16 protein-coding genes are annotated in these 17353 nt (G+C 63.0%); 2 read left to right on the forward strand and 14 right to left on the reverse strand.

The features are described 5' to 3' along the window. Nucleotides 1-335 precede the first annotated feature (335 nt). Together BLQ55_RS11040 and BLQ55_RS11045 are read left to right on the forward strand one after the other, a co-directional pair. Nucleotides 336-749, forward strand: coding sequence for a DUF4398 domain-containing protein (locus BLQ55_RS11040; protein ID WP_092202253.1), 414 nt, complete (start codon nucleotides 336-338; stop codon nucleotides 747-749). Between the two features lie 51 nt (nucleotides 750-800). Beyond that, nucleotides 801-1589: a lipotoxin F family OmpA-related lipoprotein LptF gene (locus BLQ55_RS11045; RefSeq protein WP_092202370.1), complete on the forward strand. Its 789-nt coding sequence runs from the start codon at nucleotides 801-803 to the stop codon at nucleotides 1587-1589. Between the two features lie 168 nt (nucleotides 1590-1757). On the opposite strand, the gene BLQ55_RS11050 is transcribed toward BLQ55_RS11045, so the two are convergent. The 14 genes from BLQ55_RS11050 to BLQ55_RS11115 all read right to left on the reverse strand — a co-directional run bounded on the left by BLQ55_RS11050 (nucleotide 1758) and on the right by BLQ55_RS11115 (nucleotide 17271). Next, nucleotides 1758-2087, reverse strand: a complete 330-nt coding sequence (locus BLQ55_RS11050; RefSeq protein WP_092253816.1) for a PA3694 family proteiin — start codon at nucleotides 2085-2087, stop codon at nucleotides 1758-1760. Beyond that, nucleotides 2084-2989, reverse strand: a complete 906-nt coding sequence (locus tag BLQ55_RS11055) for an alpha/beta hydrolase (RefSeq protein WP_092253818.1) — start codon at nucleotides 2987-2989, stop codon at nucleotides 2084-2086. The genes BLQ55_RS11050 and BLQ55_RS11055 overlap by 4 nt, the downstream gene beginning before the upstream one ends. 146 nt (nucleotides 2990-3135) lie before the next feature. Further along, nucleotides 3136-4413 (reverse strand): flavohemoglobin expression-modulating QEGLA motif protein, encoded by a 1278-nt coding sequence (locus BLQ55_RS11060; RefSeq protein WP_092202257.1) that lies wholly within the window; start codon nucleotides 4411-4413, stop codon nucleotides 3136-3138. A 36-nt stretch (nucleotides 4414-4449) separates the two neighbouring features. After that, nucleotides 4450-5004, reverse strand: coding sequence for a hypothetical protein (locus tag BLQ55_RS11065; RefSeq protein WP_092202259.1), 555 nt, complete (start codon nucleotides 5002-5004; stop codon nucleotides 4450-4452). A 43-nt stretch (nucleotides 5005-5047) separates the two neighbouring features. Beyond that, nucleotides 5048-5764: a TetR/AcrR family transcriptional regulator gene (locus BLQ55_RS11070; protein ID WP_092202261.1), complete on the reverse strand. Its 717-nt coding sequence runs from the start codon at nucleotides 5762-5764 to the stop codon at nucleotides 5048-5050. A 101-nt stretch (nucleotides 5765-5865) separates the two neighbouring features. Further along, nucleotides 5866-7368 carry a lysine--tRNA ligase gene (gene lysS, locus BLQ55_RS11075; RefSeq protein WP_092202263.1) on the reverse strand — a complete coding sequence of 501 codons (1503 nt, stop codon included), beginning with the start codon at nucleotides 7366-7368 and terminating at the stop codon, nucleotides 5866-5868. A 108-nt stretch (nucleotides 7369-7476) separates the two neighbouring features. Continuing rightward, nucleotides 7477-8572, reverse strand: a protein-coding gene (gene prfB / locus BLQ55_RS11080) for a peptide chain release factor 2 (protein ID WP_139207972.1) whose coding sequence is annotated in 2 segments (ribosomal slippage) — nucleotides 7477-8499 and nucleotides 8501-8572 — 1095 coding nt in all. Because the reading frame shifts where the segments join, the coding sequence is not laid out codon by codon here. A 280-nt stretch (nucleotides 8573-8852) separates the two neighbouring features. Then, the gene (locus BLQ55_RS11085; RefSeq protein ID WP_092253820.1) at nucleotides 8853-9854 is read right to left on the reverse strand and encodes a diguanylate cyclase domain-containing protein; all 1002 of its coding nucleotides are present in this window, start codon (nucleotides 9852-9854) and stop codon (nucleotides 8853-8855) included. Between the two features lie 45 nt (nucleotides 9855-9899). Further along, entirely contained in the window at nucleotides 9900-10922 is a 1023-nt protein-coding gene (locus BLQ55_RS11090; protein WP_092253821.1) for a chemotaxis response regulator protein-glutamate methylesterase, read from the reverse strand. After that, nucleotides 10919-13189, reverse strand: coding sequence for a hybrid sensor histidine kinase/response regulator (locus tag BLQ55_RS11095; protein ID WP_092253823.1), 2271 nt, complete (start codon nucleotides 13187-13189; stop codon nucleotides 10919-10921). The genes BLQ55_RS11090 and BLQ55_RS11095 overlap by 4 nt, the downstream gene beginning before the upstream one ends. Beyond that, complete coding sequence (locus tag BLQ55_RS11100) at nucleotides 13186-13854, reverse strand: chemotaxis protein CheW (RefSeq protein WP_092253825.1); 669 nt, start codon at nucleotides 13852-13854, stop codon at nucleotides 13186-13188. The genes BLQ55_RS11095 and BLQ55_RS11100 overlap by 4 nt, the downstream gene beginning before the upstream one ends. Beyond that, entirely contained in the window at nucleotides 13851-15116 is a 1266-nt protein-coding gene (locus tag BLQ55_RS11105) for a CheR family methyltransferase (protein ID WP_092253826.1), read from the reverse strand. Before BLQ55_RS11105 ends, BLQ55_RS11100 begins: the two co-directional genes overlap by 4 nt. After that, nucleotides 15113-15649 carry a chemotaxis protein CheW gene (locus tag BLQ55_RS11110; protein ID WP_092253828.1) on the reverse strand — a complete coding sequence of 179 codons (537 nt, stop codon included), beginning with the start codon at nucleotides 15647-15649 and terminating at the stop codon, nucleotides 15113-15115. The genes BLQ55_RS11105 and BLQ55_RS11110 overlap by 4 nt, the downstream gene beginning before the upstream one ends. Then, nucleotides 15649-17271 carry a methyl-accepting chemotaxis protein gene (locus BLQ55_RS11115; RefSeq protein WP_092253830.1) on the reverse strand — a complete coding sequence of 541 codons (1623 nt, stop codon included), beginning with the start codon at nucleotides 17269-17271 and terminating at the stop codon, nucleotides 15649-15651. The genes BLQ55_RS11110 and BLQ55_RS11115 overlap by 1 nt, the downstream gene beginning before the upstream one ends. Nucleotides 17272-17353: the final 82 nt, after the last annotated feature.

Below are 17353 nucleotides of genomic sequence, written 5' to 3' on the forward strand. Positions count from 1 at the left end.
TCTTTCGCTTGAGACTCAGGCGGCAGGGGAAAGATCGCAGCCTCGCTTCGCTCGGCAGCTCCTACACGCGCCCCCTCCCAAAAAACGCACGCCTCCCTACGCCGGGAATACCGCTGCGCGGCCTGAAAGTTCAGCTTTTTTGCCACTGACCGATCAGTCAGTAATTCCTTTTGGCGAATGGCCATCCCCGCTGAACTTTTGAAAAACGCCTCGGGTCACACCGAGTAACCATACTGGAACGGTTGTTTAAATAAACGCGCCTTGGCGCCAACGCCAAACCAGACGTCACGGTTTCGGTCCCAGCATGGATTTGTCGTTTTTTCAGGAGTTTTCCAATGGAGTTGAAGCCTATGAATACCTGCACTGCCAAACCCTCATCCACTGGCCTGCGCGGCTTGAAGCTGGCTGCCCTGGCGATCGGTAGCAGCTTCATTCTCGCCGGTTGCGCCGGTAATCCACCGTCTGAGCAGTACGCGGTGACCCAATCGGCGGTCAACAGCGCGGTCAGCGCCGGCGGCACCGAATTCGCCGCCGTGGAAATGAAATCGGCCCAGGACAAACTGAAGCAAGCCGAAATCGCCATGCATGACAAGAAGTACGACGAAGCCAAGCGACTGGCCGAACAGGCCGAATGGGATGCCCGCGTCGCCGAGCGCAAGGCCCAGGCCGCCAAGGCCGAACAAGCACTCAAGGATTCTCAGAAAGGGGTTCAGGAACTGCGTCAGGAAGGCATGAACAAGCTTCAGTAATCCGTTCACGCCACGACGTACTTCTCATTGATAAAAGGACGACAGACTATGATGCACAAACACTTGATGATGCCCGCCCTGCTCGCAGCCTGCGTAGCCCTGGCCGCTTGCTCCCATGACCCGAACGCGAACCTGGAACAGGCGCGGACCAACTTCAACGGCCTGCAGGCCGACCCGGCGGCGACCAAAGTGGCGGCCCTGGAAACCAAAGACGCGGCGGACTTCCTGGCCAAGGCCGACAAGGCTTACCTGGACAAGGAAGACGAAGCCAAGGTCGACCAGTTGGCCTACCTGACCAATCAGCGCGTCGAAGTGGCCAAGCAGACCATCGCCCTGCGCAACGCCGAAGCCGAGCTGAAAAACGCCGGCGACGAACGCGCCCGTGCGCTGCTCGACGCTCGCAACGCGCAGATCAAGCAACTGCAGGACAGCCTGAACGCCAAGCAGACCGAACGCGGCACCCTGGTGACCTTCGGCGACGTGCTGTTCGCCACCAACAAGTCCGACCTGCGTGCCAGCGGTATAACGAACGTGAACAAACTGGCGCAGTTCCTCCAGGAAAACCCGGACCGCAAGGTGATCATCGAAGGCTACACCGACAGCACCGGTTCGGATTCCTACAACCAGTCGCTGTCGGAACGCCGCGCGAGCTCCGTGCGCACCGAGCTGGTGAAGATGGGCGTCGACCCAGCCCGTATCGTGACCCAGGGCTACGGCAAGGAATTCCCGGTCGCTGACAACACCAGCGTCTCGGGCCGCGCCATGAACCGTCGCGTGGAAGTGACCATCTCCAACGACAACCAGCCAGTGGCCCCGCGCTCGACCATGAGCGCCAACTGATCGGCTGAGTGCAACAAAAAAGCCCCGCCTGACTTCAATCAGGCGGGGCTTTTTGTTGGCGTACTCCCCCTGTGGGAGCGAGCTTGCTCGCGATGGCGGCAGGTCAGTCGACATAGGTGTTGACTGATCCACCGCTATCGCGAGCAAGCTCGCTCCCACAGGGAATTGTTACGGCTGAAGCTTCTGCGGCGTCTCCTGGCCCATGCAGCGCACCGCGCGTTTCTTCTCGTTGATCAGCACACCGGTCAGGCCTTTCTGCTCGGTGTCGAACAACACCAGTACACCGTCGATGCATTGGGCGACCTCGGGGGCCGGCTCCAGGGACACTTTGTAGTCCTCCCCCGGCACGGTCTTGAGCATCGTGAATTGGTTGAGCAGCAACGCATCCTCGGGCTTGGCGAAGTGCAGGTAGCCGTAGTACCACAGCACCGCAACGGTGCCGAGGATGCTGCAGATACCGGTGATGATCAGGGGGATGGCGTTACGTTCTTCGCTCATTGCGGCTTCTCTGGTGATTCAACGGATGATTTCGGGTAGTTCGGGACTTCGCCCAGGCGGCGCAGGCCGTCAAAGTGCTGGGGGTCGTCGAGGTAGCGCAGCATCACGGTGCGCCAGGTCGGGTCGGCGAATGTCTGCACATGGCCGCCGCGGGTCAGTTGCAGGACCCGCGGTGGCGGCGCAGCTTGATACAGGCGGATGCCGTTGGAAAGAGGCACGATAGGGTCATCCAGGCTGTGGTAGATCAATTTCGGTACGCCATTCAACTGCGCCACGGAACTGATCGCGCTGTCACCGTCCGGCACCAGCCAGGACAACGGCACCTGAAACGGCCAGGTCAGCCACGATGTGCTCAGGGCAAACTGCCCGACGTCGCGGTAACTGGCGGGCACGCCATCGAGCACCAAGGCCTTGAGCTGCCGTTGCCGCAGGGGATGTTCCACCAGGTAATGCACCGCCAGCGCGCCGCCCAGGCTCTGGCCGAGCAGCACCAGCGGCTTGCCCTGGACCTCGGGCGACTGGTCGAGCCATTGGAACGCGGCGTCGATGTCCTGGTAAATCGCCGGCAGGCTCGGCTCGCCTTCGGACACGCCGTAACCCCGGTAATCGACCATCAACACCTGGTACCCCTGCTCCGGCAACCACCAGCTCCCGCCCAGGTGCCAGGCCAGGTTGCCGCCGTTGCCGTGCAAATGCAGTACCGTGCCCTTGACCTCCACGCCTGGTTTGACGGGCAGCCACCAGCCTCGGAGCTTGAGGCCGTCAGCGGTGGTCAGGGTGACGTCGCGGTACTCGAGCTTGGCCCGCTCGGGGGTAAACGGCAGGCCGCGCTCGGGGTAGAACAGCAGTGAGCTGCAACCGGTCAGGGCCAGCAACAGGCAAAAGATGCCGAGGGTTCGCATCCGGTGAAACCTCGCAAGATCAGGTTGAAACATCCCCCCTTGTGGGAGCGAGCTTGCTCGCGATAGCGGCGGTTCAGTCACGGCTGTGTTGACTGTCCTGCTGCTATCGCGAGCAAGCTCGCTCCCACAGGGGGTGAGTGTTGTATTCAAAGGATATTGGAATAATCCGCCTCGATCCGGTCCAGGCTCAGGTGGTTCAGGAAGTTGGAGAAACACATCCAGGCCGACAGGGCGTTCATGTCGCGGAACTGCTCGGGCAGGTATTTGGGCGGCACCACCAGGCCTTCGTCCACCAACTGGCGCAAGGTGCGCATGTCCTCCAGGGTAGTCTTGCCGCAGAACAGCAGCGGCACCTGCTCCAGCTTGCCTTTGCGCACGGCCAGCTGAATGTAGTTGTAAACCATGATGAAGCCCTTGAGGTAGGACAAGTCCTTGGTGAATGGCAGCCCGGTCGGCACCGAGCCACGGAACACCCGGCTGGCGTTGCCGTAGCTTTCGGCCATTTCAAAACCCTGCTCGCGGAAGAATTCGAAGACCTGCAGGAAATCGGCGCCCTCCTCCACCATGTGAATGGCCCGGGTGCGGTTGGTCAGCTTGCGCAGGCGACTGGGGTAGGAGGCGAAGGTGATGATTTCCATCAGGATCGCCAGGCCTTCCTGGGTCACCGTGGACGAGGGCGGGCCCTTGGACAGGAAGGTGCAGATCGGCTGGTTCAGGCCGTTGAGGGTGGTGCCGACATGCACCAGCCCTTCATGGACCTCCAGCGCCCGCACATCGCGTTCGTTGAACATCGCATCGGTGCGGATCTTGATGTAGTCCGCGCCCGCCGCCGCGTCGGCCACGATGCCGTCGGACTCGAACACCCGGATGGTTTCCTCCGCTTCGCCGAACACCCGGTTGAGACGGTGTTGCAACAGGTTGACGGCTTCCTTGGCGCTGAGGACTTTCGGCTCGTCCTTGAGGTCGCCACGGCCATCGATGTTATTCAGGTAATCGGAAAGCATCAGGCCCAGGTCGGCCAGGGTCGGGTCGCCGGCGTGGAAGGCATCGGAGGCGGCGCCATAGAGTTCCTGGGAGATCAGCCCGAAATCCTCGGTGCCACGCGCTTCGAGCATGCGCACCACCATGCGGTATTCCTTGCACATGCGGCGCATGATCTGGCCAACCGGGTTGAACTGCCCCAGTTGACGGGTGATGTCACGCTCGATGTTCTGGAACTCCAGCTTCACTTTGCTGGAGTCGAAGGACAGTGGCCGGTTGAGGTAATAGTCGCGATCCACCGCAGGCATTTCCTTGCCCTTGGCCTTGAGAAACCCCTTGCGGATGTTCTCGTCCCACTTCACCGCATCGAGGATGCGAATCGGCGTTTGCGCCAGCACAATGCGATCGGACAAGTTGCGTATCGTCTGCTGGTAATCGTCCACCCGGAACTCCTGTGAAAAAACGTCCGCTTGTAGCAATTATTGGGATTTGGCCGGTCTTTGGTAACGCACGGCTTCCGAGAACACATCGGAATTGGCCGGGTCGTCGAGGTAGCTGAAAACCTTGTTCATGTCGCTGTCCACCAACACGCCTTCGCCCTCCTCGCTCTGGTTCGGCTGGCCGCTGAGGAGCTTCTGGTCGATAGCCTGGTTGATCTGTTCCAGATCCAGGTTGTAGACCACCAGTTCCTGTTTATCGGTCAATTCGAAACCGGCGATCAGGAAATGTCCCCCATAGCGGGCCGGCACCTTGGCCGACAGGTACCAGCGGCTGCCGTGCCGGGAGACGGTCAGGGGAATGGCTTCGCGCTCATGGGGCCTGGCCCTGAAGTAGCTGATGGCCTGGTAGCGGTGCTTGCCGACCTGCGTCAACTCCAGGTTCAACGGTTCTCCCCAGGCATTGGTGCTGGTCCAGTGGCCGAGCAGGCCCGCGGGCGCGGCTTCGCTGTCAGGCAACGGTGCCTTGAACGACACCAGGCAGCCACTGAGCAGCAGCAACGACACGGCCAGTACAACGGCACGCCAGGCTTTCATTTGAACTCCCTCGCCACAAAGGCTGTGGTGGCCCACAAATGGGTCACACCGACGCCAGTACCAGGTGCATGTAGCGGGTCAGGATGCCGAGCATATCTTCATCGGCGACTGGCTCGGCACCATTGAGCAAGCCCTGATATTCCATCCGTCCGATAATCGCCGTCAACACTTTGGCATCCTGTTGCGGATCACGCGAGCCCAATACCTGGAAAATATGACAGGTACCTTGCAGCAGGATCTGCTGATGGGAACGCACCAGTTCAGCCAGTCGCGGGTTGAGCAGCGCTTCCTGGCGAAAGGCCTGTTCGGCCATCAGGTATTCGCGGCGGGTGTGCAACTGGTGCTGCACGTAGTCGGCGGCCAGGCGTGCCATATCGTCCGCCAGTTGCGAGCGGGATCCGGCGCTGCCGTCCCCGTAGGCGACCATTTCCCGTAGCAGACCTTCCTTGTTGGTCCACAGCTTGGCCATGAACGCGGCACTGCGCTCCACATACTGGGCGAAGGTATCGGTGAGCAGGTCATCGATGTCCTTGAAATAATAGGTGGTGGCCGACAGCGGCACGCCCGCTTCAGCGGCCACCGCGCGGTGACGCACCGCACGCACGCCATCGCGCACGACAATGCGCATGGCCGCATCGAGAATCTCCTGGCGACGCTGCTCACTGCCCTGTCGGCTGGCCTTGCGGCCCTGGTACTGAACACTTTCAGCGACAGCCGTGGCGACGCCCGCTGCACCTTCTGAAGCCATTGCACGATTCACGACAGGTCTTCCTCGCTCTTTGAAAAACTAACCAATTGATACGTTTGTACCAGACAGGCAATAAAAAGCCGCCCATCGAGGCGGCTTTTTAGTTGAAGCACTTACGCTTGAGGCCGCATGTGCGGGAAGAGAATCACATCCCGGATCGACGGTGAGTTGGTCAACAACATCACCAGGCGATCGATGCCGACGCCTTCGCCGGCGGTCGGCGGCATGCCGTACTCCAGGGCGCGTACGAAGTCGGCATCGTAGTGCATGGCTTCGTCGTCGCCGGCGTCCTTGTCGGCCACCTGGGCCATGAAACGCTCGGCCTGGTCTTCGGCATCGTTGAGCTCGGAATAGGCGTTGGCGATTTCACGACCACCGATGAACAGCTCGAAACGGTCGGTCACGCTTGGGTTCTCGTCGTTGCGACGGGCCAGCGGCGACACTTCGAACGGGTACTGGGTGATGAAGTGCGGCTGTTCCAGCTTGTGCTCGACCAGCTCTTCGAAAATCATCACTTGCAGCTTGCCCAGGCCTTCGAAGCCGAGCACCTTGGCGCCGGCCTTCTTGGCGATGGCGCGGGCCTTGTCGATGTCCTGCAGGTCGGCGGCGGTGATCTCAGGGTTGTACTTGAGGATCGAGTCGAACACCGACAGCCGCACGAACGGCTCGCCGAAGTGGAACACCTTGTCGCCGTACGGCACGTCGGTGCTGCCCAGGACCAGCTGCGCCAGCTCGCGGAACAGTTCCTCGGTCAGGTCCATGTTGTCTTCGTAGTCGGCGTAGGCCTGGTAGAACTCGAGCATGGTGAACTCGGGGTTGTGCCGGGTCGAAACGCCTTCGTTACGGAAGTTGCGGTTGATCTCGAAGACTTTCTCGAAGCCACCGACCACCAGCCGCTTGAGGTACAGCTCCGGCGCGATGCGCAGGAACATTTCCATGTCCAGGGCATTGTGGTGGGTTTCGAACGGCTTGGCCGCCGCACCGCCAGGGATGGTCTGCAGCATCGGCGTCTCGACTTCCAGGAAGTCACGCTTCATCAGGAAGCTGCGGATGTGGGCGATGACTTGCGAACGCACGCGGAACGTCTGGCGCACTTCTTCGTTGACGATCAGGTCGACGTAGCGCTGGCGATAGCGCTGCTCGGTGTCGGTCAGGCCATGGTGCTTGTCCGGAAGCGGGCGCAGGGACTTGGTCAGCAGGCGCACGCTGGTCATCTCGACGTACAGGTCACCCTTGCCGGAACGGGCCAGGGTGCCTTCGGCGGCAATGATGTCGCCCAGGTCCCAGGTCTTGACGGCCGCCAGGGTTTCTTCCGGCAGGGTCTTGCGGTTGACGTAGACCTGGATGCGCCCGGTCATGTCCTGGATCACCATGAACGAACCACGATTGAGCATGATACGACCGGCCACCTTGACTGGAATCGCCGCCTCGGCCAGCTCCTCCTTGGTCTTGTCCGCATACTGCTTCTGCAAGACGTCGCAGTAGGCGTCGCGGCGGAAGTCGTTGGGGAAGGCCTGGCCCTTGGCGCGCTCGGCAGCAAGCTTTTCCTTGCGCAGGGCGATCAGGGAGTTTTCTTCCTGTTGCAGGGCTTGCGGGTCGAGTTCTAGGTCGCTCATGTCTTTAAGGATTCCATCACAGGTTCGTTGCCCCCGGCCCGGGCCGGAGTTCGCGGGCGAGCCGCGCTTCCTGAGGGAAGCGTGCCCGACCGCCGCATGGGTGTCGCGTTACAGCCCTTGCTTGAGGCTGGCGATCAGGTATTCATCGATATCGCCGTCGAGCACCTTGTCGCAATCGCTGCGTTCGATGCCGGTACGCAGGTCCTTGATCCGCGAGGCGTCGAGCACGTACGAACGGATCTGGTGACCCCAGCCGATGTCCGACTTGGTGTCTTCCAGCGCCTGGGACGCCGCGTTGCGTTTCTGCACTTCCTGCTCGTACAAGCGGGCCCGCAGCATCTTCATCGCGGTGTCTTTGTTGGCGTGCTGGGAGCGCTCGTTCTGGCAACTGACCACGGTGTTGGTCGGTACGTGGGTAATCCGTACCGCCGAGTCGGTGGTGTTGACGTGCTGGCCACCGGCCCCGGAGGAACGGTAGGTGTCGATGCGCAGGTCCGCCGGGTTGATCTCGATCTCGATGTTGTCGTCGATTTCCGGCGAAACGAACACGGCCGAGAACGAGGTGTGGCGACGGTTGCCGGAGTCGAACGGGCTCTTGCGCACCAGGCGGTGCACGCCGATCTCGGTCCGCAGCCAGCCAAAGGCGTATTCGCCCTTGATGTGCACGGTGGCGCCCTTGATCCCGGCGACTTCGCCGGCCGACAGTTCCATGATGGTGGCGTCGAAACCGCGCTTGTCAGCCCAGCGCAGGTACATGCGCAACAGGATGTTGGCCCAGTCCTGGGCCTCGGTGCCGCCGGAACCGGCCTGGATGTCCAGGTAGGCGTTGTTCATGTCCATCTCGCCGCTGAACATGCGACGGAATTCCAGCTTGGCGAGGTTCTCGTCGAGGCGTGTCAGCTCGGCGACGACATCGCCGACCGCGCCTTCATCGTTCTCTTCGACAGCCATGTCCAGCAGGTCGCGGCAATCGGCCAGGCCGCTGGACAACTCGTCCAGGGTCTCGACGATCTGCGCCAGCGCAGAACGCTCGCGGCCCAGTTCCTGGGCGTACGAAGGGTTGTTCCAGACACTCGGATCTTCAAGCTCGCGATTGACTTCGGTCAGGCGCTCATGCTTTTGATCGTAGTCAAAGATACCCCCGAATAGTTTCGGAGCGCTCGGACAGGTCCTTGATGGTGTTAAGGATCGGGTTGATTTCCATGGCGGGCAGCACTCGTAGGCGAACTTTTGAAAGCCGGCGAGTATAACGTAATCAAGCGCCAGCGGCAGCCCGCCTGGCGGCTTTAGGGGCAATGAAATCAAGACCGAGCCTGGTACACACCCCTGTGGCGAGGGGATTTATCCCCGTTGGGCTGCGAAGCAGCCCCAGAATCGGACCCTGCGGTGCTTCAGGCAAATCGTGTCAGCTGAATTTGGGGCTGCTTCGCAGCCCAACGGGGATAAATCCCCTCGCCACAAAAGCGTCCATCATCGACCGAAGGTTATTCGAAGCCCACCCGATTGCGCCCATTGTGCTTGGCCAGGTACAGCCCCTTGTCCGCCGCCGAAATCAGTTGCCGGCAATCGCCACCTTGCTGCGGCGTGACCGTCGAGACACCGATGCTGACGGTCAGGTTCTCGCCGCCATCGGGCGTGGTGTGGGGGATTTTCAGGGCGACGACGCTCTGGCGCAGTTTTTCGGCCATCAACCGGGCGCCGCCCGGCGAGGTGCCCGGCAGCACCAGGGCGAACTCCTCGCCGCCGTAGCGGGCCGGCAAGTCGGACGGACGGCTGCACGCCTCGCGGATCGCCGTGGCGACCTTGCGCAGGGCTTCGTCGCCCTCCAGATGACCGAAATTGTCGTTGTAGGCCTTGAAGTAGTCCACGTCGATCATCAGCAGCGACAGTTGGCTCTGGTCGCGCATCGCCCGGCGCCATTCCAGCTCCAGGTACTCATCGAAATGCCGGCGATTGGACAACCCGGTCAGGCCGTCGGAGTTCATCAACCGTTGCAGCACCAGGTTGGTGTCGAGCAGTTGCTGCTGGCTGACCCGCAGCGCGCGATAGGCCGCGTCACGCTGCAACAGCATCATGTAGGACCGCGAGTGATAGCGGATGCGCGCCACCAATTCGATGTTGTCCGGCAACTTGACCAGATAGTCGTTGGCCCCGGCGGCGAACGCCGCGCTCTTGACCAGCGGGTCCTCCTTGGTGGACAGGACAATGATCGGGATATCGCGGGTGGAGGGATGGTTACGGTACTCGCGCACCAGGCTCAGGCCATCCAGGCCGGGCATCACCAGGTCCTGGAGAATCACCGTCGGCTTGATGCGAATCGCGTGGGCGATGGCCTGATGGGGGTCGGAGCAGAAATGGAAGTCGATGTTTTCTTCATTCGACAACCCACGCCGCACCGCTTCGCCGATCATCGCCTGATCGTCGACGAGCAAGACCATGGCGGCGTTCTCATCGCGCTTGAAATCGTCGAGCTGCAGATCATTCATGATGGCTTACCTGGGTACGGCCCGGGGCAAGGCTCGCGGGGTTCTTCATGGGGTCACAATCTCCAACAGCCGTGGCGCGATGGCGTCCAGGGCAAGAATATGGACGGCGGCATCGATAGCGGCCGCTGCTTTGGGCATGCCATACACCGCGCTGCTGCGCTGGTCCTGAGCGATGGTCACATAGCCCTGCTGGCGCATGAGTTTAAGCCCTTGCGCACCATCGCGGCCCATGCCGGTGAGCAATACGCCCACCGCGTCACCGCTCCAGTACTGGGCGACACTTTCAAAAAACACGTCGATGGAGGGCCGGTAGATTTCGTTCACCGGCTCGGCGGTATAGGCCAGGGTGCCGTTCTTCAACAAACGCAGATGATGGTTGGTCCCGGCCAGCAGCACCGTGCCACTTTGCGGCGTCTCACCGTGCCGGGCCAGGCGCACCGTGTGGCCCGACACACTGCCCAGCCACTCGGCCATGCCCGCGGCGAACACCTCGTCCACATGCTGGACCAGTACGATCGCTGGGGCAAAGTCCCGCGGCAAGGCCTTGAGCAGCACTTCCAGCGCCGCCGGCCCGCCCGCCGGCCCGCCCGCCGACGACCCGATGGCCACCAGGCTCTTGCGCGACACCGCCGTTCGCTGCGCCGCTGGCGCGGGGCGCTCATGCTTGTTGCGCTCACCGATCAGCCAGCCGATGTTGGCGATCTTGCGCAGCAGCGGTGCAGCCGCGTCCGCCGGATTACCGACCCCCAGGGCCGGGGTATCGACCACATCCAGCGCGCCATGGCCCATGGCCTCGAACACCCGGTGGACGTTCTGCTGGCTGTCCCCGGTGACAATCACGATCGCGCAGGGGCTGTCGGCCATGATCCGCCGAGTGGCCTCCACCCCATCCATGATCGGCATGAGCAAATCCATCAGGATCAGGTCCGGGGTGAACTCGGCGCAACGCTGCACCGCCTCGGCCCCGTTGGCGGCCACCCAGACCAGTTGATGCGCCGGCTCGAACGCCAGGGCCCGGCGCAGGGCCTCGACCGCCAGGGGCATGTCATTGACGATGGCGATCTTCAAGCGCGCGCTCCTCCGATCAGTTCAACCACGGCGTCGAGCAAGGCGTCGTCGTGGAAACTCGCCTTGGCCAAATAATAGTCGGCGCCGGCGTCGAGGCCACGGCGACGATCTTCTTCGCGATCCTTGTAGGACACCACCATCACCGGCAGCGACTGCAAGCGGTTGTCGCGCCGCAACAGCGACACCAGCTCGATACCGTCCATGCGCGGCATGTCGATATCGGTGATCAGCAAGTCGAAATCCTCTGAGCGCAATGCATTCCAGCCATCCATGCCATCCACCGCCACCGCCACGTCATAGCCGCGATTGAGCAGCAACTTGCGTTGCAACTCGCGCACGGTCAGGGAATCGTCTACCACCAGGATGCGCTTGCGCGGGGCCTGGGCCTGGTTCTGCCGGGCGATGCGCTCCAGGCGCCCGGTATCGAGCAATTTTTCCACCGAGCGCAACAGGTCTTCGACATCGATAATCAACACCACCGAGCCGTCATCGAGCAGGGCCCCGGCGGAAATGTCCTGGACCTTGCCCAGGCGTTCGTCCAGGGGCAGGACGACCAGGGTTCGCTCGCCGATGAACCGCTCCACCGCCACCCCGTAGATCGTCTCGCGCTCGCGGATCACCACGACCTTGAGGGTCTGGCCGCCGTTCTGCGTCGACGGGCGATCGAGCAACTGGCTGGCGGCGACCAAGCCGATATGCCGGCCTTCGTGCCAGAAATGCTGACGCCCTTCGACCTGGACGATGTCTTCCGGCGCCAGGTCGCACATGCGTTCGATGTGGGCCAGGGGGAAGGCGTACGCCTCATTGCCGACTTCCACCACCAGGCTACGCACCACCGACAGCGTCAGTGGCACCTCCAGATGGAAACGACTGCCCTCGCCCGCCGTCTGCTCCAGCACCACCGCCCCGCGCAACTGCCGGACCATGTGCTGGACGGCGTCCAGGCCGACGCCGCGCCCGGACACTTCGGTGACTTTGTCGCGCAGGCTGAAACCGGGCAGGAACAGGAAGGTCAGCAGCTCCTCTTCGCTCAGGCTGGCGGCGGTTTGCTCAGGGGAAAGACCGCGCTCGACGATACTGCGGCGCACCCGCTCCAGGTCCACCCCGGCGCCGTCGTCCACCAACTCCAAGACCAGCAGGCCAGCCTGATGAGAGGCGCGCAGGCGGATCAGGCCTTCGGCGGGCTTGCCGGCCAGTATTCGTTGCTCCGGGGCTTCGATGCCATGGTCCACGGCGTTGCGCAGCAAGTGGGTCAGTGGCGCTTCGAGCTTTTCCAGGACATCGCGGTCGACCTGGGTTTTCTCGCCTTCGATCTCCAGGCGCACTTGTTTGCCCAGGCTGCGGCCCAGGTCACGGACCATACGCACCTGGCCCGTAAGCACGTCGGCGAACGGCCGCATGCGACAGGCCAGCGCCGTGTCGTACAGTACCTGCGCCCGTTGGCTGGCCTGCCAGGCGAACTCATCCAGCTCGGCGGTTTTCTGCGCCAGCAACTGCTGGGTCTCGGCGAGCAAGCGGCGGGCATCGCCAAGGGCTTCCTGGGCCTGCAGGCTCAGGGCATGGTCCTTGAGGTGCATGTTCAGCTCTTCAAGGGCGCGCAAGCCAGTGCCTTGCTGGCGCTTGAGCCGTTGCATCGTCGCCAGCCAGGGCTTGAGGCGCTGGGTCTCGACCAAGGACTTGCTCGACAGGTCGAGCAAGCTGTTGAGGCGTTCGGCCGTGACCCGCAAGACCCGCTCGCCGCCTTCGGTGACCCGTTTATTCTTCGGCGCCGGCTCCGGTGCCACGAACGGTTCCGGAACGAGCGGCTCGGCACTGACGGGGTCGACGGGCACCTCGATGCTTGTCGGTACCGGTACCGGCGCCGGCATTGGTGCGGCATTGGGATCGAGCAAACGCCCCATCAACGCCACATAGGCGTCGATGTCCGGGGCGCCGACGTTGTTGCCCGGCGTGGCGATGCGCGTCAGCAGGTCAGTGCCTTGCAGCAAGGCATCGATGTGCTCGGCCCCCAGCATCAGGCGCCGTTCCTGGGCACCGACCAGGCAATCTTCCATGACGTGGGCCACGCTGACGCCGGCGTCCACCCCGACGATACGTGCCGCGCCCTTGAGGGAGTGCGCCGCGCGCATGCACGACTCGAGGTAATCGGCCTGGGTCGGATCGCGCTCAAGGGCCAGCAAGCCGGTGCTCAGCACCTGGACCTGGGCTTCGGCCTCCAGGCTGAACAGTTCCAACAACGAAGCGTCGCGCATCTGGTCAGGGGTCATGACAGGCTCCGGGCCACGGCGGACAGCAGCTGTTCTTCATCCAGCCAGCGCAGGCTGCGGCCTTTGTAGGGCAACACGCCACGGGTGTACTTGCCCGCCGATGGCGAAGCGCTCGCCAGGATGCGCTCATCGATGGCGTGGATGCCGTCCACCTCATCCACCGGCACCACCACCGGCCCGCCCTTGGCCGCGACAATCAACATGCGCGGCATGACCCGTGTACCGGCCACCGCCGCGCCGGGCTCCAGGTCCAGCAGCTCCACCAGCGACAGGCAGGCCACCAGTGCCCCGCGTACATTCACCACGCCCAGCAAGGCCCGTGAGCGTTGGTGGGGCAACGAGTGGATCGGCTGCAACGGTGCCACTTCCACCAGGCTGCGCGTCGTCAGGCCCAGCCATTCCTCGCCAAGGCGGAACATCAGCAGCGAGCGTGTGACCACCTCGTTGTCCACCGGGGCCAGGGACAAGTCCCGCTGATCCTGCGGCAAGGTGTAACGGTCGAGCAGCCGGGTGGCGGCCGCCGAGTACACCGAGCAATTGCGGCAGTGGATATGCTCGACCAACAGTGGACAGGATTTATCGCCATGCACCCCGATGCGGTTCCAGCAATCATCGATTGCCTGGGCATCGTCATGGGTGACGTTGTAAGAAGCCGAACCGCTCATCGTTTGTGCTCACTGTCTACCGTGCGCCCGCTACGGGCGGCGCGTTCCTGCAATCGACGGGCTCCGGCCGCGTCTCCCTGGGAAGCCAGCAGCGCCGCCAGATGCACCAGGGCCTCGGCGTGTTGCGGTTCAAGATAAAGCGCCTTGCGATAAAAACCCTGGGCTTCAAGCGCGCTGCCGGCCATGTCGCTGAGCAGGCCCAGCCAATAGAACACCTGGGCGTTCGGCGCATGGCTGCGCAAATACTCTTCGCACGCCCCACGGGCCTCGGCGCTTTTGCCACCGTTGGCCAGGGCGGCGATACTGGCCAGCAAGGTCGCGGCGTCGCTGCTCTTGGGTGGGGCAATCGGCGTGACGTTCGCGGCAAACGGCCGCGGCCGAATCGCCGGCGCAACGACCCGGGGTGGCGGCTGACGAACCGGTAACGGCGGCGGCATCAACGCTGGCAACGGTTGAGGCTCCGCAGCCCCGTGGCGACTGAAGGCGAACGATTGGGCTATCCCGATCGAGCGCATGCCCAGGCGTCCCAGCAAGCTGCCCTCGGCGGGGCCGATAAACAGCACGCCGTCCTGATGGGTCAGGCGCTTGAGCACCTCGAACACCTGCTGCTGGGTCGGCTGGTCGAAATAGATCAGCAAGTTGCGACAGAACACAAAATCGTAAGGCGCCTCGTTCACCAGCAAAGCCGGATCCAGCAGGTTGCCCACCTGCAAGCGCACCTGTTCACGCACCCGTTCGCTGAGGCAATAACCCTCGTCTGCGACGTCGAAATGCCGTTCGCGAAAACCCAGGTCGGCGCCGCGGAAGGAGTTTTTGCCGTAGCGCGCGTCCTTGGCCCGCGCCACCGACAGCGGGCTGACGTCCAGGCCGTCGACCTTGAACTGATGTGGCCCCAGGCCCGCGTCGAATAGGGCCATGGCGATGGAATAAGGCTCTTCGCCCGTGGAACATGGCAAGCTTAGGATGCGCAGCGCACGCAGGTGCTTGATCTCGGCCAGGCGCTTGACGGCCAGCCTGGCGAGGGTCGCAAAGGATTCGGGATAGCGGAAAAACCAGGTCTCCGGGACGATCACCGCTTCGATCAGCGCCTGCTGCTCCGGGGCCGAATGCTGCAAGGTCTGCCAGTACTCATCGGCGGTTCGCCCGGGCACGGCACTGATCCGTTGGCGCACGGCCCGCTCGATGATCGCGGTGCCGACGGAGGTCACATCGAGGCCGATGCGTTCCTTGAGAAAATCGAAAAAACGCTGATCGTCGTTCATGGCGTTGCCCCGAGGTCGTCGAGGTCCAGCGGCGGCGCAGGAAACAGCAGCGCCCGAACGGATTCGTCGAGCAGGTCGTTGACCCGCACCCATTGCAGCAATCCGTGAACATCCTCGCGTACGGGGCCGAGATACGGCGCCTGCCGATTGTCCAGGCCATAGGGTTTGAAATCGGCCGGATCACAACGCACGGTGTCGGTCGCCTGTTCCAGGATCAACCCAAGCACTTGCCCGGCTTGTTGCCCATCGCTTCGATAACGCACCAGCACCAGCCGCGTACTGGTCCGGGCCTCGGCATTCTGGCCGAACGTCAGGGCGCACAGGTCGATCACCGGCACCATCGTGCCGCGCCAGGCAAACACCCCCGCCACCCAGGACGGCGCCCGGGCAATCGGCTTGAGGGGCAAGCGCGGCAGCACCTCCACCACATCGATGGCCTGCAGGGCGTACCGTTCGTTGCCGATGCTGAACACCAAGAACAACGACTGGTGGGCCGTCGGTGCGGCGCCACGCCGGGTATCGATTTCGCCCATCAGACTTTGAAACGCGAGACGCCGCTGCGCAGCCCCACGGCGACCTGGCTCAGCTCGTCGATGGCGGAACTGGCCTGGCGCAGGGACTCAACGGTCTGGCTGCTGGCATCGCCCAGTTGCACCAAGGCGTGATTGATCTGCTCCGCGCCGGTGGCCTGGGCCTGCATGCCTTCGTTGACCATCAACACCCGCGGGGCCAGGGCCTGGACCTGATGGATGATCTGCGACAGTTGCTCGCCGATCTGCTGCACTTCGGCCATGCCCCGGCGCACTTCTTCGGAGAACTTGTCCATGCCCATCACACCGGCCGACACCGCGGACTGGATCTCGCGCACCATCTGTTCGATGTCATAGGTCGCCACGGCGGTCTGGTCGGCCAGGCGCCGCACCTCCGTGGCCACCACGGCGAAACCGCGTCCGTACTCACCGGCCTTCTCGGCCTCGATGGCCGCGTTGAGGGATAGCAGGTTGGTCTGGTCGGCCACTTTGACGATGGTCACCACCACCTGGTTGATGTTGCCGGCTTTCTCGTTGAGGATCGCCAGCTTGGCGTTCACCAGGTCGGCGGCGCCCATCACCGAATGCATGGTTTCCTCCATGCGCGCCAGGCCTTGCTGGCCGGAGCCGGCGGCCACCGAGGCCTGGTCGGCGGCGGTGGAGACTTCGGTCATGGTGCGCACCAGGTCCCGGGAGGTGGCGGCGATTTCCCGGGACGTCGCGCCGATCTCGGTGGTGGTGGCGGCGGTTTCGGTGGCGGTGGCCTGTTGCTGGCGGGAGGTGGCGGCGATTTCGGTGACCGAGGTGGTGACCTGCACGGAAGAGCGCTGGGCCTGGGACACCAGCGAGGTCAGTTCAGCCATCATGTCGTTGAAGCCCGTTTCCACGGCGCCGAATTCGTCTTTGCGCGCCAGGTTCAGGCGCCCGCTCAGGTCGCCGCTGCGCATGATCGCGAGGATCTCGACGATACGGTTCATCGGCGCCATGATCGCCCGCATCAGCAATAGGCCGCAGAGCAAGGCGATGATCAGTGCGACCAGGAACGACAGGCCCATGGCGACCTTGGCCGCCGTCACCGCATCGTCAATGGTCTGGGTGGCGCTTTGCGCCAGCTCGCGATTACGCTCGATGATCTGATTCAAATGCCCGCGGCCACCGATCCATGCGGGCGTCAGGTCTTTCTCCAGCGCCAGCCGCGCCCCCTCGTAATCCTTGCGCTGGTACAAGTCCAGGACCTTTGCCACCGCCTGATTGAACGCCAGGTGGAAGGCCTCGAACTCGTCGAACGAGGCTTGGTCGGCCGGGTTCTGGATCAACTTCTGGTAGTTCTGTATCTCTTCGCGCAGGTGCTGCTCGAAACCCTGGTAGCGGGCCTTGTCCTCGGCGGTGATTTCCCGGTTGCCCGAAAGGCCGACGATCTGTTGGGTCAGGACATAGCTGTCGACCCAGCCACCCCGGATCATGGAGCTGTAATACACCCCCGGCACCGCATCGGCCCGGACCCTTTCTTCACTGTCCTGGATCTTCAACAACCGTGAATAAGAGACAACCACCATCAGCAGCATAATGGCGATGATCACCGCAAAACTCGCCAGGATGCGTTGGCGCAATGTCCAATTCTTCACAGTAAAACCTCGGGCCTTTGAAATGCTGGGGAGTATAGCCGAGGGCGGCGTGGCGTCTGTATGGCCACGAGGGAGGATTTTG

The organism is Pseudomonas sp. NFACC13-1 (assembly GCF_900104425.1).
GTDB classification, from domain to species: Bacteria; Pseudomonadota; Gammaproteobacteria; order Pseudomonadales; family Pseudomonadaceae; genus Aquipseudomonas; species Aquipseudomonas fluorescens_AA.